Source organism: Citrobacter sp. A316, from assembly GCF_002042945.1.
Taxonomy (GTDB): Bacteria; Pseudomonadota; Gammaproteobacteria; order Enterobacterales; family Enterobacteriaceae; genus Citrobacter; species Citrobacter portucalensis.
In genome coordinates, this window is sequence record NZ_MVFZ01000002.1 from 354,432 (window position 1) to 369,410 (window position 14,979).

Annotated in this window: 13 protein-coding genes and 1 pseudogene; 5 read left to right on the top strand and 9 right to left on the bottom strand. The window is 50.4% G+C overall.

Features of this window, described 5'->3' with window-relative positions; all coding sequences use genetic code 11:
- Positions 1–150: 150 nt before the first annotated feature.
- The gene (locus BZK41_RS03735) at positions 151–1,281 is read left to right on the top strand and encodes a DNA cytosine methyltransferase (protein ID WP_079937217.1); all 1,131 of its coding nucleotides are present in this window, start codon (positions 151–153) and stop codon (positions 1,279–1,281) included.
- Positions 1,238–2,221, top strand: coding sequence for an HNH endonuclease (locus BZK41_RS03740; protein WP_079937218.1), 984 nt, complete (start codon positions 1,238–1,240; stop codon positions 2,219–2,221). The genes BZK41_RS03735 and BZK41_RS03740 overlap by 44 nt, the downstream gene beginning before the upstream one ends.
- Positions 2,222–2,902: 681 nt before the next feature.
- Here the strand turns inward: BZK41_RS03740 and BZK41_RS03745 are convergent.
- Positions 2,903–3,820, bottom strand: coding sequence for a hypothetical protein (locus tag BZK41_RS03745; protein WP_079937219.1), 918 nt, complete (start codon positions 3,818–3,820; stop codon positions 2,903–2,905).
- Between the two features lie 417 nt (positions 3,821–4,237).
- Between BZK41_RS03745 and BZK41_RS03750 the strand changes: the two genes are divergently transcribed.
- Both BZK41_RS03750 and BZK41_RS03755 read left to right on the top strand, forming a co-directional pair.
- Positions 4,238–4,816 (top strand): inovirus-type Gp2 protein, encoded by a 579-nt coding sequence (locus BZK41_RS03750; protein ID WP_079937220.1) that lies wholly within the window; start codon positions 4,238–4,240, stop codon positions 4,814–4,816.
- A 107-nt stretch (positions 4,817–4,923) separates the two neighbouring features.
- Positions 4,924–5,133, top strand: a complete 210-nt coding sequence (locus BZK41_RS03755) for an AlpA family transcriptional regulator (protein ID WP_072123577.1) — start codon at positions 4,924–4,926, stop codon at positions 5,131–5,133.
- 366 nt (positions 5,134–5,499) lie between these two features.
- On the opposite strand, the pseudogene BZK41_RS03760 reads toward BZK41_RS03755, so the two are convergent.
- Positions 5,500–5,913 (bottom strand): annotated as a pseudogene (locus BZK41_RS03760) (NAD(P)(+) transhydrogenase (Re/Si-specific) subunit beta); the annotation flags it as partial.
- Between the two features lie 68 nt (positions 5,914–5,981).
- Here BZK41_RS03760 and BZK41_RS03765 point away from each other — a divergent pair.
- Positions 5,982–6,422 carry a GNAT family N-acetyltransferase gene (locus BZK41_RS03765; RefSeq protein ID WP_079937221.1) on the top strand — a complete coding sequence of 147 codons (441 nt, stop codon included), beginning with the start codon at positions 5,982–5,984 and terminating at the stop codon, positions 6,420–6,422.
- 166 nt (positions 6,423–6,588) lie between these two features.
- Here BZK41_RS03765 and BZK41_RS03770 read toward each other — a convergent pair whose 3' ends face one another.
- From BZK41_RS03770 to BZK41_RS03800, 7 genes are all read right to left on the bottom strand, one after another.
- Complete coding sequence (locus BZK41_RS03770; RefSeq protein ID WP_079937222.1) at positions 6,589–6,891, bottom strand: hypothetical protein; 303 nt, start codon at positions 6,889–6,891, stop codon at positions 6,589–6,591.
- A 160-nt stretch (positions 6,892–7,051) separates the two neighbouring features.
- A complete protein-coding gene (locus BZK41_RS03775) occupies positions 7,052–8,002 on the bottom strand; it encodes an aminoimidazole riboside kinase (RefSeq protein ID WP_063444313.1) in 951 nt (316 codons plus the stop codon).
- Between the two features lie 115 nt (positions 8,003–8,117).
- On the bottom strand, positions 8,118–9,131 hold the full coding sequence (locus tag BZK41_RS03780; protein ID WP_032681794.1) for an OmpG porin family protein: 1,014 nt from the start codon (positions 9,129–9,131) through the stop codon (positions 8,118–8,120).
- A gap of 12 nt (positions 9,132–9,143) precedes the next feature.
- Entirely contained in the window at positions 9,144–10,637 is a 1,494-nt protein-coding gene (locus tag BZK41_RS03785) for a glycoside hydrolase family 32 protein (protein WP_079937223.1), read from the bottom strand.
- A gap of 14 nt (positions 10,638–10,651) precedes the next feature.
- Positions 10,652–11,845, bottom strand: a complete 1,194-nt coding sequence (locus tag BZK41_RS03790) for an OmpG porin family protein (RefSeq protein WP_253193743.1) — start codon at positions 11,843–11,845, stop codon at positions 10,652–10,654.
- Positions 11,846–12,025: 180 nt separating this feature from the next.
- Positions 12,026–13,462, bottom strand: a complete 1,437-nt coding sequence (locus BZK41_RS03795) for a glycoside hydrolase family 32 protein (protein WP_079937225.1) — start codon at positions 13,460–13,462, stop codon at positions 12,026–12,028.
- 19 nt (positions 13,463–13,481) lie between these two features.
- The gene (locus BZK41_RS03800) at positions 13,482–14,723 is read right to left on the bottom strand and encodes an MFS transporter (RefSeq protein ID WP_079937226.1); all 1,242 of its coding nucleotides are present in this window, start codon (positions 14,721–14,723) and stop codon (positions 13,482–13,484) included.
- Between the last annotated feature and the right edge of the window lie 256 nt (positions 14,724–14,979).

Genomic DNA, 14,979 nt, shown 5'->3' on the forward strand with positions numbered 1-14,979 from the left:
GCTTAGTGCCAGAAACGGACATTCAGCCCATACGCGCGTTGGCACTTCATCTGAGCCAAGTTTCCACTGGTGGTACTGTGCATACATACAGATTCACTTTATGATAGACTTATCTGTCGAGACTGAAGCGGGATACGGGATACTGTCTGAATGAGTAAAACCAATAAATTAAAGATCATTGATCTGTTTTGTGGCGCTGGCGGCTTGTCCTGCGGCTTCATGAAAGGGAAGAATGGCGCTCATTTTGAAAGCGTTCTGGCTCTGGACAATGATAAGGCGGCCATCAGAACGTACAACGCCAACTTTGGCGAGCATGGCATCGTCACCAACATAGAAGAGTGGATCACGGAAAATACCGTGCCTGAAGCGGATATTGTTATCGGTGGGCCGCCGTGTCAGGGGTTCAGTTTACTCAATAAAAACCGGGAAGGAGACCATCGACGCGCGCTCTGGGAACCGTACATGGACATCATTGAGCGATCGGGCGCTTCTGTCTTTGTGATGGAAAATGTCCCGGGTCTGTTAACCAGTGATGAATTCCAGGATATCCGTGAACGTGCGGAGAGTATGGGCTTTTTGCTTCTCAACCCTTCTGTGCTGAATACGGCAGACTATGGTGTCCCCCAGACGCGTAAACGTGCCATTGCGATCGGCATTAAGAAAGACCGTTTTGTGCGGGGGGGCATCCCTGCGTTCCCGCCTGCGCCGTCGCATCGGCATCCCGATAAAGCCGGAGATCTGCCTGCCTGGCTGACGGTCAGAGAATTCATCGGTGATTTACCGGAGCCGGTTGGTACAGAAGTGCGCGATCTGCCTCCGCCTTTAGATCTGCATTTTGGGCGAAACCCGACTGCACTGTCTCAGGAGCGTTATCGTGCTGTGCCGGTCGGCGGGAACCGTTTCGACTTACAAAAAAACAGACCCGATATTACGCCTGCCTGCTGGATCAAAAAAACGTCCGGTGGTACGGATTTGTTTGGCCGTTTGTGGTGGGAACGTCCTTCCGTAACGATTCGCACCGAGTTCTTCAAACCCGAGAAAGGGCGTTATCTGCATCCGGAATCACACCGCCCAATTACGCACCGGGAAGCGGCGCGCCTGATGAGTTTCCCGGATGATTTTGTTTTCCTTGGATCAAAAACCGAGATCGCACGTCAGATTGGAAACGCGGTTCCGCCCGTGTTTGCGCAAACAATTGCGACCTATGTGCTTACTTTAATGGAATATCAGATTCAACATGGCGAGAAGATCGAAGAAGAGCGAACCGGAAACGCTGCGTAAACAGCTCCTAGCGTTAATTACCGATTTTGAACACAAGCTCGCAGAGGACTCCCTGCGGGAACAGGTTCTTTCTCTCATCCCTGCCAACCATCTGCTGCGGGATCTCGGCAGCTCTCTGATGCATGAGGAGGGCTGTAATTCGGCACGCGACCGTATTCTGGCTTATCTCATCAAATATCCGCGCGTCATCATTCACGGGGATGAACTGATGGTGGTGGCTGGGATAAGTGAGTATGCGCGGCGGATAAGAGAGCTCCGGGTCCAGTTTGGCTGGTCCGTATTAAGCGGTACCACGCTGAAGGAAATGATTGAACAGGATGAGATAACGCTGGAGGAACTCCAGGCCCGCACAATGACCGCTCTTAAAACGGATGTCTATGCGCTGATGACAACAGAACAGGACAGGGAGGCCGCCCTGCGATGGAATGAGGCTAATGTTCTGCGGCGAAGTAAGCTTTCGACGAAAGACAAAATTCTCTCCTATCTGCGTAAAAACGTTGGCCGTCCGGTAACGGGCGAAGAGTTACGTTATCTTGCAAACGACAGTAAGGAATGGGCCCGCCGTACACGCGAGCTGCGTACCGAAGAGGGCTGGCCGATTGCCACCAGGAATTCAGGCCGACCGGAGCTTGAAGTGGGGGCCTATTTGCTTGAGGAAGATCGTCAGGCTGAGGTACATGACCGGAAAATTCCTGATCCGGTGCGCGTAGCCGTCCTTGAGCGCGATCATCACGCCTGCCGGAACTGTGGCTGGTTGCACGCCCGTAAAACAGCAAATGACCCCCGAACGTTCCTTGAATTGCATCATATAGAGCATCATGCTGACGGCGGTGAAAATACGCTGGATAACTTAATTACGCTCTGTAATGTCTGCCATGATGACGTGCACCGCCGTAAAGTGTCGGGGGAGGCGCTTTTACACCTGTTGAAGGGAGCCTGACATTCGCGGGTGTTAGCGTAATTTGTTACGGGCAGGTCATTCATTTGCGTAGCTGCAGTAACGTGCTAGCGGGATTTTCCTATTGAACCCCGGGGGGGCCTGCGATCAGCCGCTCGCGGCAGTCAGCAGTGCTCTGTATGAAACAAGAGCACGGCCGCTAAAGACACCGACATTTTCTGGTTTCACTCCTTCACGCTTTGAGAAAATTACTCCCGCCAAATCCCGAGCCATTTCAGTTAGCTATTTATAACCATACCCTCCACTATATAGCCGTGAATACGGAGATTCACTTCTCTACCTGGTTGCTGGCGTTTTTGTATATGGCGGCAGGGCTGATGCTTGCTCAGCGCATTATCATCTCAGCCAGCGGAATGCGCTATAGCGAATTTTTGAAGAATGTTCGCACCAAATTGTTTTCTAAAAAAAAGTGATATTGAAATAGCGTGAGAGCTTACTTTGTTAATTCATCACTTCGATTGAAGGTCCGCTGTTCGCTCATTGCGGACCTTCAGATCAGTCAGTTTGTACGCTTCGAGCCAGAAGTAAAAGTTCTAACTTCCATGCCTCGGCTATGGTGCTCTCTACGTAACGGGACAAGAGAGAGATAGCTATAGACCTTGGTCCATTAAGATTGATTACAATACTGAGAAATCAGACGCAGAAACCACTGAGATCACAACGCTATTTGGCGGATCGCCGATAAGATTTTGATGACTGCCAGGCATGTTTCATCTTCTCAATAAACTCCAGCTTCTCTTCAGATTGGACGTTCCACACATCTATAGCCGCAATAATCATGTCATAGCGCATAGACGTATTATAAGGGCGAAGATAGCCCGCTATTCGTCCTTTTCCTTTGAGATAGTCCCAGAGATATACTAACTGAGTTTCATCATCACGCGACATCCAGTCAAAATCTGTCAGAAAAAAATCATATTGCTCAAGCCAGCGCTCATGCAGCTTTTTGAAATAAGAGATCTTATCTCCAAGTGAGCATGGAGCTTCATCAATGTACCTCATCACACCATTGATCAGTTCACGCTCAGTTACCGGAGTGGGGTTGTACAGATCGGTACTTGCTCCCGCGTTCAGATAAAATCGGGAGAAAACACGTTTCGGTTTTTTCGAAGCAGTAGCCTGTGGATTTGTTATCAGGTCCCAATCAATATCATCCAGGTCGAAATTAAATTTAGAGAAATCAAGATTTGTGAAGATATTATCTTCCATTAAAAGAGAATTAAAACCACCTGTACAACCGACATCATTCCCCAATCCACCAAGTGTCAACCCTGCAGATTTTGCTGGGTATTCAAAAATATAATGGTGAGCAAACCACGATGCTCTTGGTGTACCTTTGAAACAATCAAAATAATCTTTATCAATCAGTTGCAGGTCGGCCCATTCTTTAAGTGTTTTCCGCGCAACTTTGATTCTGCCCTGATCGCCAAGAAAATGTCGTTCAAGTATCTGAGAGATCAAGCGTCTAAAATCATCCGGCGTATCATAAGTACTGCACAGTAACGAGTGATCTGTATTGAAAAAGCTATCCAGCGTTTTTATGTACATTATCTCGTGGCGGATCATATCGTAATGCAACATCGTCTCTTCCCTCTGCTTCTGACTCCCAAAAACAGATTAGCATTAGCACCTTTTTGGTTGGTGGAGTCGGGTCACAGACCTGAAGAATGACTGATTTTCAAATGATATCCTGCTGATTTTATTGTGATAATACTCTGACATTTTACTGCTTTATTCTTGTGGTTTTTACTCTATGAATCCCCTCTGATCACCTCATTAAATCGCTCAACAGCAGATATGAACATTTGGGTTTTTAGTATAATTAAGGGGCACTCCCTGTTTCTATACCACTCTGTTCACTGTTCCTTCCCCCCCAATCATTAACCCTGCCTGTCATCCCCTGGATACACAGTTCCTTGTATCTGCCGTATCCCCGCTTCTCTTAAAAATTACATCTCATCCCAATCCTTTGCACTCCACCTGACAAAGGATAAATCAATGCACACACCTTACCCTTTTAATTCCAGATACACGATGAACTGGTTTCTACTGTCTCTACTCAATGACCACCTGAATCAGCTACTGAACCGGTACTCCCGAATACAGGCACTCAGACTCGACCTGTTCTATCAAAAAGGTACAGAGCGCTATAAACGTCATTCATGGAATGAAACAGAGCGAGAGGTGCGCATGCTGGTTGAACGCACCCTGCAGCACACAAATCTGGCAGGATATTTCTGGGTTCTCGAGAACTCTGTAGACCACGGGTGCCATGCCCATATCGTGTTCTATCTCGACAGGCACCTTAATCAGGCTACCTACCCAATAGCTGAGAGAGTAGGAACAATATGGCGGGAAATAACGCAACGAGAAGGCTATTACAACCGCTGCGAATACAAGTCCACTTATGAAGTCAGTATTGATAAGCCAGTGAACTACGATGATACCGAAGCCATCGATAACCTGCGCTACATCATCAGCTACCTTGCCAAAGAAGAACAAAAGCACGGTCACTATTACTACGGAGCCAGTGAGGTACCGCCGCCCAGCGGACTGGGGCGTCCTCGCACGCTATAACTCACGTTCTGCACTTTTTTACGTATCAATCCATTGATGTGGAAGGGCTGGTGGTAACGAGCAATCAACCACCAGCTCAGGATAATCCCACAATGGAAGACAGCATCATGACAGAACAAATTTCTTTACTCGATGACCAACTGGTGGATATGCGCTTCATCACAAAGCTAACGGGGCTGACGGATAAATGGTTCTATAAGTTGATTAAAGATGGCCTGTTCCCGAAGCCAATCAAACTGGGCCGCAGTTCCCGCTGGAAGAAAAGCGAAGTCGAATTATGGTTACAGCAGCGCATTGCCGATTCACGCGGCCATTGATACAACCCATTCGTTATAAGCTACGCCTTTCCCGATATCCCAATCCTTAAAGCACCATTAGACTCTGCATAATTCAAACGATATCCTCTATCATCCCATTCACTAAAGTTCTCAATTCAGAAGCTGAAAAACTGAAGCTCCCCTATCCCCGGCCTATCCATTATTATGTTATACAGCAGTCATACCGACGTGTATTACCTTGGTGTGAGCTTCTTATTTTTTAACAATGTGTCAGAACTATCCTGCGCTGAGCGAACAGTGTTGATATTCAATGTAATACCCTGATTCTGACTCGAGCAAAATTTCAGGTGGTGATGTACTCTTCCATCACCCTCTGCAATGCATCCAGTACGTCTAATCAATTAATTAGAGCTGCGCAAGTATCGCCTCTATGCTCGCTTTTGCATCACCAAACAGAATAGTGGTATTTTCTCTAAAGAACAGGGGGTTCTGTACGCCTGCGTAGCCAGTATTCATCGAACGTTTGAACACCACCACCTGCTGTGCTTTCCACACTTCCAGTACCGGCATACCTGCGATGGGGCTTCCGGGATCTTCCTGTGCAGCAGGGTTAACGGTGTCGTTGGCGCCGATGACCAGCACCACGTCGGTATCACTGAAGTCGTCATTAATCTCCTCCATCTCCAGCACTATATCGTAGGAGACTTTTGCTTCCGCCAGCAGCATGTTCATATGTCCAGGTAAACGCCCGGCTACTGGATGGATACTGAATCGTAACTTTACACCTAGCGCAATCAGCCGACTGGTCAATTCCTGTAAGCGGGGCTGACAAAATACGCTCGCGTAGGCCCTTACACACCATTTCAATCCTGCAGGAAGCAAACCTAATGGGAATTCAGTTTAGACTTGCCCATGCCTCAGACGTGGAAGCTATTTTCGACGTCAGAACCTCGGTGACCGAGAATCATCTCAGCCGTAAAGAGATGCAGCAGATGGGGATCACCGAGGCCACGATAGCCGCTATGATAGCGCAAGGCCCCTGCGCCTGGGTGGCGGTTGATAACGGGAAAATCGTTGGGTTTTCAATGATTTTAACGGATGAATGCTGTCTGTTTTCCGCATTTGTTGTTCCTGCTTATGAGAATAAGGGGATAGGACGTGGGCTGGTCAGCGCCGCGGAGACAGAGATATTTAAACATCATCAAATTGCCTGGCTGGAAACGGCTAAAAACAGCCGTGCGGTGCAGTTTTACAGGCACCTCGGCTGGGGTAATGAAACGGATATTGATGATGCTGACGTTCGATTAGAGAAGCGCAAAATTATCTGAATAAACGCTAGCCCAGTGTTCAGGTCGAAGCCCGTCATGCCCCCTTGATAATGGATAGCGTGGCGTCGGCCCGCTAAACCCACCGCAGGGAGCGAAAGTGTAGCCTTTACGATAACAAGGATGCTGTAGCAAATCGGGTAACCGGGAGATTACCCGAGAAATAAGCCTAAAGGGGTGAAACGGTCTCCACAACATGTTGAAAGACGTAAGGCTCGGAAAGTAGCTCAAACTCTTCATCGTCCGGGTAGGTCACCGCCATGTGATAGTTTTCTCCGGCAAATTCTTTGATCGACTGCAGACCCTGCCACCATTTTGCCAGAAAGAAATGCGGCCAGTCGCCCTGGGTTTCACTGCGCACGAATGCACCTCTGTTTCCCGGTATGTGCTCCACACCCGTGTTCTCAAGGTGTTTTGCAAAACCTTGCGCATGTTTTAGCGGAACACAGCCGTGTCCTGTTCTGACTATCATTCCCCTTTCCTCTTCCAGTGAAAAATACAACCATGCATCGGCAGACGCCGGACTGTGATTTTCCTGTGAGTGCGGCTCCCAGGATAAAGTGGAAAAAAGGCCGAATATTCCAGCTTAGCCCGGCCCTGTTTTCTGGATGGAGATCGTGCAGCTATGGTATTTAGACGTTTTTAACCTCGTAGTCGGGCAGAGAAAATTGGCTAATAAAAGCATCAAGCGCGTCGGTATCCGGCAGAGCGGTCAGCGCACCTTTGCGGGTTGTCGCGAGGGCACCGCAGGCACCGGCCTGAGCAACGGCCTGGTGGAGCTGTTCAAAGCTCTCCGGCATCCCGTTTTGTGCAATCCAGGCCAGCAAACCGGCGACAAAAGCGTCGCCAGCCCCGGTGGTATCAACACTGTCGACGGTATAACCGTTAAAATGGATGACGCCGTCGCGCCAGAGCACCATGGCACCCTGCGCGCCGTAGGTCACTAACTTTAGCTGCGCGGGGAATGCCTTAAGGGCGTCAAGAGCTCGGGTAAAATCGTGCGTGCCCGTCATCCAGTACCATTCTTCCTCCGAGAGTTTAAGAATGTCGGCCTGTGAGGAAAATTGGCGCACCGTATCGAGCATTTGACGCTTATCGAGCCACATTTGCTCGCGTAAATTCACATCAAAACTCAGCAATCCCCCACGCTGCTTAACTTTGCCGATAGCGGTGGCTAACGTAGTGCGGCAAACTTCGGCGACCAGCGCCAGCGAGCAAAAGTGCAGAATATCGTCGTTAAATTCTGGAAGTCCGTCGGGCGTTAAAAACTGATCCGCGGAAGGATTGGTTAAAAACGTAAACCCGCGCTCTCCATCACCGTTGAGCGAGACCAGCACCGTGCTGGTTCTGTACTGGCTATCCAGCTGAAGGCCTGCGGTTGAGACGCCTGAATCAGACAGCGTTGTTTTTAAAAAATGACCAAAGTCGTCGTCACCGACCCGGCCGATAAAACCGCTCTGGCTGCGTAAGCGTGCGGTACCGACCGCAACGTTGAACGGGGCTCCTCCTGCACAGGCCTGATACTGCATGTCTGAAAGGGGTAGAAGATCGACCACCGCATCGCCAAGCGTCCAGATATTCATGACTTTTCCTCAATAATAATTAACTAATTTTATGCATACACGACCTGCGGGCACGTCAGGTTTTGCGCTATTGCCTAACCGTATTCATGCCCCGCCGGTCATTCAAACCTATCTGTTAAAAGTTATAATCCAGCATCACCTTATAATCGGTAGCGATGGCATCGCCGTTAGTGACCCAGCTTCCGCTCTGCTTTATCAACGAGCCGGTAACTTCCCCGGACACCGTGAAGCGGGAGGTCAGAGGATAATTCGCTGACACCTTCAGGTAGCGATTGCGGGTATTCTGGAATACTTCGCCATCCTCTGGCTGGGCATTATCTTTCTTATAATGCCCGTACCCGCCGCTGAGCGTTGTGGATAGCCTCCCCCAGTTGTGCCAGACGCCGAATGAGGTGCTCCAGCTTTTTTCGTCGATATCGCCCCACTGCGCCCGGTCTAAAATGGCGGAAGCGAACTGCTGGCGGAACCAGACCCCGGTGGTGTTGTTGATAATGTATTGAACACCGGGTTCAATCTGAAATGAACGCACGTCACGGTCATTTTGTGAACCGCCGCTGCGGCGGTGGTCAACCTGCTGGTACAGGTAGTTAAAGAAGGAAAGGCTGTCCGTGACGCGCAGATCGGTAAACAGCTTGATGCGCCCCTGCCAGCGGTCCTCAATTGACGAGCTTCCGCCCATAACATCCCAGCCGTAGCGCAGCCGCTTGTAGAAATATTCATGGCCGATAATCAGCTGGGTCCACTGATTCTGGCTGAGGTAAGTCTGATCTTCCCACGTCCCGTTATAGTTGGTGGTTCTACCCTCAGAGAAAGCCAGATACCAGCCGGGTAACGCATCGTGATGCATAACCCCCTGCACAAAAGTCAGTGAATCCTTCCCGCTGTGGAAATGGCTGTTACGCCAGTTATTATCCTCGATGGCATATTTCATTTTCAGCTGTCCGTGAACGCGGCCACCGGTAGGATTAGAGGAGCGGGCTGAGGTCCACATCACATCCTCATCCAGATATGACCACGGATCCACGGCAACAACCTTTCCCGACAAATCCTTCATGATGCTCATACTTGCATTCGCCAGCGCCGGAAACAGAAGAGCAAAAATAACAGTCAGGGCATGATGGTTTTTCATAATAATATCCCGTTAAATCATTTCTTTTATTTTCAGCGTCGCGTGAAAATTATCGTTTTGAGGCAGGCTAATGCTCCATGGCTTGTTCTGCATGGAATACATCCGGGTGCTGAATGCCGCCTTATCGTTGATATAAAAGACGGCAATCGAGTCCTGGATCAGGACGCGTAGCTCAAGTTTTTCATCGAGCGGAACATCCACCCAGGATTCAGCGTTGGCCTGGTGAATCGACGTCAGCGGAGCGTTGAAAAAATAAACCTTCCCCTTGCTCCTGTTGAACACAACGTTGAGCGTTGCGTCAGCCACCCTGTCGTCGGTCAGACCAAAGCTCATCACCATTCCCGCAGAGGGAACGTCTATCGTCGCGCTTAGCTCTCCTTTTTTGGGCAATGGCGGATAGACAGATGACTGCAGCGGGCCGAACTGCGTTGCTATGTTTAGTGTTTTACTGCTCGTTAAGGGGGTTACCGGACCAGGGTTGTTATTTATCACCGTGCGAAGCTCCTGGGGAAGGATGCTGTTGAGCCGCCCGTTGCTGTCTGCGGTGAGCTCATGGGCAACCAGATTTCCTGCCCAGTCAACGTTGCCGCCGTCCCGGGTGCCCGCTTTGGTCGGGATCCAGCCGAAGACAAACAGGCGATCGTTTTTAAGCGCCAGTTTTCCCGCGTAAAAACCCGATCCATCGACCACATAGTTATCCATTTTTTGCCACGGTCCTTCCGGATTGTCGGCGACCCGGTACTGGGTCAGGCGCAACGGCCATTGGTCGCTAAAGCTGAGATACCAGCGTCCGTTGAAGAAGACTAGCGTCGGGCATTCGAGGTTGGCATTGCTGGTAATGGTGTCGTTATCAAAAAATACGCCGCGGTCCTGCCAGTTTTCCAAATCGGTTGAGCTGTAGCGGGCAATCACCCCGCGCCCGTTGCTGCGGGTGGTAATTAACATCCAGTATTCTTTCTTTTCTTCAACCCAAACGACATGGGGATCCCGGAAGTCATTCCCCCGGTAGCTAGCGCCCGGTAGAATAGTATTCTGCGGATGTTTTACCCAGTGAAGGCGATCTTTACTGGTGGCGTGCATTATCGATTCAACCGGGAACACGTTTTCATTGTGTGCGGTGTACCAGGCATGCCAAGTATCGCCGACTTTAATCATTGAACCGGTTCCCAGCAGCAGTTCAGGATCGTCCACGTCGTTAACGTAGGGAATCACTTCCGAATGGTTTTGATAATCATATAAGTTGCTGCTCGACAGCAGATGTATGGCGTGTACCCCGAGATCGCTGCCGCCGCGGATATCGTTCAGATAAAAAATATCAAATTCACCGTCGTTATAGACCGGCATCGGGTCGCCAACAAAGGAGCCTTCGACCCGTGGGAAAAAATCTTTAATATGGCTAATGCTTTTATTTTGTAATGTTTCTTTAGACGGCTGCGACCAGGCTGGCATATTTGCAAACGAAAGCACCAGCAGAGCGACCGATGCCGCTAGCGTTAATTTTTTCATGATACACCTGAATGTTAGAAGTTATAATTCACGCCAACTACGGTAAAGGGATTCCATGAGTGTCCGGTAGATGTCCAGAGTCCGGTTTCTTTAGTGAACTGCGCTTTGAATTCACCATATAATCGCACTTCGCCATAAATCGGATAGCTAAGGGTGCCGCCAATAAATTTATATCGGCCGTCATAAAAAACTTCTTTGGGATTGCTGGCATTATCTATTTTGTCCTGCCCGACGCCAAAATACAGAGAGGTTAACAGCGGATACCAGTTGCGCCAGAGCCCAGCGGTGATTTTCCATTCTTCTTCAACAATATCGCCCCAGCTTTGACGCTCCTGACGGTTATAGTAATAATATGGTCGTAAATACAGGCCGAGATCCGGATTCACGCGGTATTGAATGGCTGGCTCAATTTCGAAAATGTACTGTTCAAGATCGCCATTTCCCGGCTCATTCCCCTGGGGCTGGAATTCGCCGTAAGCGTACCCGGCCAGGCTCCATTTGTTGGTCAGGCGGATGTCCTGCCAGACTTTGAAGCGGTTTTTCCAGCGTTTAGTTGCCGTTTCGGAGCCGACCATAACTTCCGTCCCGATATTACCCCGCCAGGTTTCAAAGATATGGCCAACAAAAAACTCATTGATCGTATTGGTGCCGCCGTAGTCCTGATTGCTGAATTGACCTTTATAGCTGTCTTCCCTCGCGTTCCAGAAGCCAAAATACCAGTTGGGCAGCTCATCGTGTCTTAAAAATGCCTGAATGGTAGCGAGTTTGAATTTACCGCTATTTTTCTTATTATTACTCCAGCGCACGTCGTCAATTTCTATTTGCGTGCCGATGTTGCCGTGCAGGCCGCCAGCCTCCATGTTACGGCCGATACTGTTCCAATGAACGGGCGGGTCTTCCTGCCTTAAGCGCAGTAGGCTGACGTCCTCAGGATTATCCGCTTTACGATTTTTTGTTACCCCGGCTGATTTACTCTGCGTTACCTCGGGTAGCGTTGTCGACTTCATAGATTCAGCCGCAGCTCCCGCAGCAACAGGGGACGAAGAAGCACTAAGGGACGATTGCGCATTTCCCTTTTGTACAGGCAATGAAGGCTTTTCCTGAACTTCAGGCTCATCCTGGAAATAGCTTTGATAGCTGCCCGTATAGCTTCCTGGCTGGCCGTTGGTTTCTTCAGCGATGGCAGAAAATGCGGATAATGACAGCATCAATGCCAATGTTTGTTTTCCAGAAGCGAATATATTTTTATTTATTGCTTTAATGCGACAGTGAGGCGTTAATATTTTATCCATTTCGCTCTCTCATTATTCCAGATAATAAAATGCCAGCCAGAGACTGGCAGAAATAAAAATTTCATAGGGTAAGAAGCAAAGCCGATCCCGGCGGAATTATCTCTTCAGAGACCAGTATCCGGCGTCATGTAATGAGGCGGTGCCATGACTGGCAAACAGTGAAATATCGCGCTGGCCCGGCTGCGGATAAATTCGGCTGCTTAAGCAAGCTTCGCCATTGTTAACAAAAACCTCCACTGATGAGCGGTCAATAAAGATGCGCAGTGACAGTAGGTTATCCGCTGGCAGCGGAATGCTGCGCGTGCCTTCAAGCGAATACTCCGGATAGCGACGCTCCACCACCAGACGCCTCGCCTGATCGTCGACATATATTCTCAGCCCGTCGCCCAATGCCATGCCGAACCGTTCGGCCGTAGAGGCGCTCAGGTCCCATACCAGCTGCACTTCGACCGCTTCGGCATCTGCCGCGACGGGGACTTGCTGATTATTCAGGCAGCGAACCGGCGTCGGATAATAGCTGCCGCGCAGGGCGGTGACCTCCTCGGCGGGCTTCATCCTCAGACGACGATCGTCGGTAAGGCTTAATTCGCGCGGCAGAGAGAGCATACCGGCCCAGCCATCCTGCCGTTCTGGCATCGGCGATTCCCACATATCCAGCCAGCCGATGACGATGCGGCGGCCATCCGGGGTCAGGAAACTTTGCGGAGCATAAAAGTCGTGGCCGTGGTCCAGCTCAATAAACTGTCCGTTATGGCTAAACGGTTGGCCTGGCTGCCACTCCCCGAGCAGGTAGCCACTCTGGAAGAGGTTGCGATGGTGATACCCTTCCGCCGCCATGCCCTGTGGGGAGAACATCAGGACGCGCTTCCCTCCCAGGGTAAAGAAATCCGGGCATTCCCACATAAAACCCTTGCCGTCTTCGGCCTCGGCAAACACGCCTTCGTCGTGCCATTCGCGGAGATCGGTGGAGCGGTACAGGCGCACCTGGCCGGTATTCTCCACGCGGGAACCGACAACCATGTACCAGAACTCACCTTCGCGCCACACCTTCGGATCGCGAAAATGGTGCAGCCCTGGCGGGGTATCAATCACCAGGCCATGCCGTTCAAAATGGATGCCGTCACGGCTGGTTGCCAGACACTGCACCTGGTAGAGATTGTCGTCGGTGTCTGGCGAACCGTGAAACTTATGTCCGGTATAAATCAGCGCCAGGGTATCGCCGTCCACCACGGCGGAGCCGGAGAAGCAGCCGTCTTTATCCGCCGGGCCTTCGGGAGCCAGCGCGACCGGCAGATGTTCCCAGTGCACCAGATCCTTGCTGCGGGCATGCCCCCAGTGCATCGGCCCCCATTCAGGGGAATAAGGGTGATGTTGATAAAACGCGTGATACCAGCCGTCAAACCATACCAGGCCGTTAGGATCGTTCATCCAGCCTGCGCGAGCGGCAAGGTGATAGCGCGGATACCAGCGCGAATTAATAGCGGGTTGTGCTTTTTCAAGCGTCCGTTCAGCCAGTTCTAATAAGGATGTCATCGTCTTTACTCTCGGTACATTACACAGCTTTTTGCTGCAGAAAGGTTGGCTCAGATGAGGACTTATTTGAGCGCAATAGGAAAATGGAAATAAACGTGGTGCAGAACACCATAATGCCCATGATCAGATAGGACTGGGCGAAGCCAAACTTCTCATAGCTAAAGCCCGCCAGCGGGGATAATACGGTGCCAATAATTGAGCTGGTGCAGGCGAATCCCACCAGATAAATGGTGGAGGACAGGCGCTTGTCGAAGTTCAGGCTGTTGTATTTAAAAATGGCGACCAGCAGTATCGGCAGTTCGACGGCGTGGAGCAGCTTGGTAATCGAAATGAGCAGCGGCCCTTCCACCAGCCCGGAAGCGATCATGCGCAGCGCCATTACCATCCCTGCGAATATCAGGCCATTTTTGGCGCCAACGCGGTTAACCAGCCAGGGCGCGCAAAACATGCCCGCGGCCTCCAGAAAGACCTGGAAGGAGTTCAGGTAGCCGAACATCTCGTTGCCTTCTTTCAGCGTCGGGAACTGTGAAGAGAAGTAGACCGGGAATTGCTGATCGTAGACGCCGTAAATACAGGTGCCGACCACGAAGAATATTAGCGCCCAGAAGCGCGGCAGAGTAAGCAGGCGCAGGGCGTCTTCCAGAGAAACCTTTTTAGCGCCAATTTCGAGTTTCTCCATGCTTGCCGGCGCGGCCACCTTTAAGCGGGCCAGCAGACAGAAGAAGATTAACCCTGAGCATGAAGCCACCAGGAAGTTAAGGTCAGGGTTGATATTAAACAGTAACCCGGCAAAAAACGTGGCGACAGCCCAGCCCAGCGACCCCCACATGCGGGCCCGCCCAAACTCAAAGGTACTCTGCCGCGCAACGCGCTCGGTATAGGACTCCAGAACGCCGATGCCGCCGTTAAAGGTCAGCCCGATAAACAAGCCGCCGAATACGCTGCCTAGCAGAATATTAACGCTCAGCAAATAGCTAAAAAGCAGGTAGGCGGGGCCGGAGAGAATGAGCAGCGCCGTAATGCACCAGAGCAAATGTTTACGCAGGCCAAGCCGGTCCTGAATAAAGCCGTAGCAAACCTGAGCGAAGAGCGCGGATGCGGATAACACGGAAAAGATAATGCCGGTTTCCGACGCTTTCAGCCCCACTTCCTGATGCAGCCAGATGGAAAGGAGTGAGCTTGATGAGGACCAGGTCACAAAGAAAAAGAACAGCAGAGCGCTAAGCAGCAGATAGCTTTGGGAAGGCCTTTTTTTCATCAACGTAATCTCAGAGGAATGATATGCCGAGATGGTAACGTTAACATTTTTGTTCTACACTTGATTTCGCGTTGATACTCGATGTTAATCACAAAAGTTAACGTTAACATATATGCATTGAGATCAAGATCAAATTTTCTTTCGTGGCTTGCAACTCCCCGGGGTTCAACGCCTAGAATAGGATTTTTACAGGTGCTCACAGCCCGCTAAGCGGTGGATTGCGTGCAAATCAGGATTGGATACTTAGTTTGATTAATGG

Bases quoted from the DNA above. Each gene is read 5' to 3' on its own strand.
- BZK41_RS03735 (WP_079937217.1), top strand. From the start codon at position 151: ATGAGTAAAACCAATAAATTAAAGATCATTGATCTGTTTTGTGGCGCT.
- BZK41_RS03740 (WP_079937218.1), top strand. From the start codon at position 1,238: ATGGCGAGAAGATCGAAGAAGAGCGAACCGGAAACGCTGCGTAAACAG.
- BZK41_RS03745 (WP_079937219.1), bottom strand. From the start codon at position 3,820: ATGTTGCATTACGATATGATCCGCCACGAGATAATGTACATAAAAACG.
- BZK41_RS03750 (WP_079937220.1), top strand. From the start codon at position 4,238: ATGCACACACCTTACCCTTTTAATTCCAGATACACGATGAACTGGTTT.
- BZK41_RS03755 (WP_072123577.1), top strand. From the start codon at position 4,924: ATGACAGAACAAATTTCTTTACTCGATGACCAACTGGTGGATATGCGC.
- BZK41_RS03765 (WP_079937221.1), top strand. From the start codon at position 5,982: ATGGGAATTCAGTTTAGACTTGCCCATGCCTCAGACGTGGAAGCTATT.
- BZK41_RS03770 (WP_079937222.1), bottom strand. From the start codon at position 6,891: ATGATAGTCAGAACAGGACACGGCTGTGTTCCGCTAAAACATGCGCAA.
- BZK41_RS03775 (WP_063444313.1), bottom strand. From the start codon at position 8,002: ATGAATATCTGGACGCTTGGCGATGCGGTGGTCGATCTTCTACCCCTT.
- BZK41_RS03780 (WP_032681794.1), bottom strand. From the start codon at position 9,131: ATGAAAAACCATCATGCCCTGACTGTTATTTTTGCTCTTCTGTTTCCG.
- BZK41_RS03785 (WP_079937223.1), bottom strand. From the start codon at position 10,637: ATGAAAAAATTAACGCTAGCGGCATCGGTCGCTCTGCTGGTGCTTTCG.
- BZK41_RS03790 (WP_253193743.1), bottom strand. From the start codon at position 11,845: ATGCTGTCATTATCCGCATTTTCTGCCATCGCTGAAGAAACCAACGGC.
- BZK41_RS03795 (WP_079937225.1), bottom strand. From the start codon at position 13,462: ATGACATCCTTATTAGAACTGGCTGAACGGACGCTTGAAAAAGCACAA.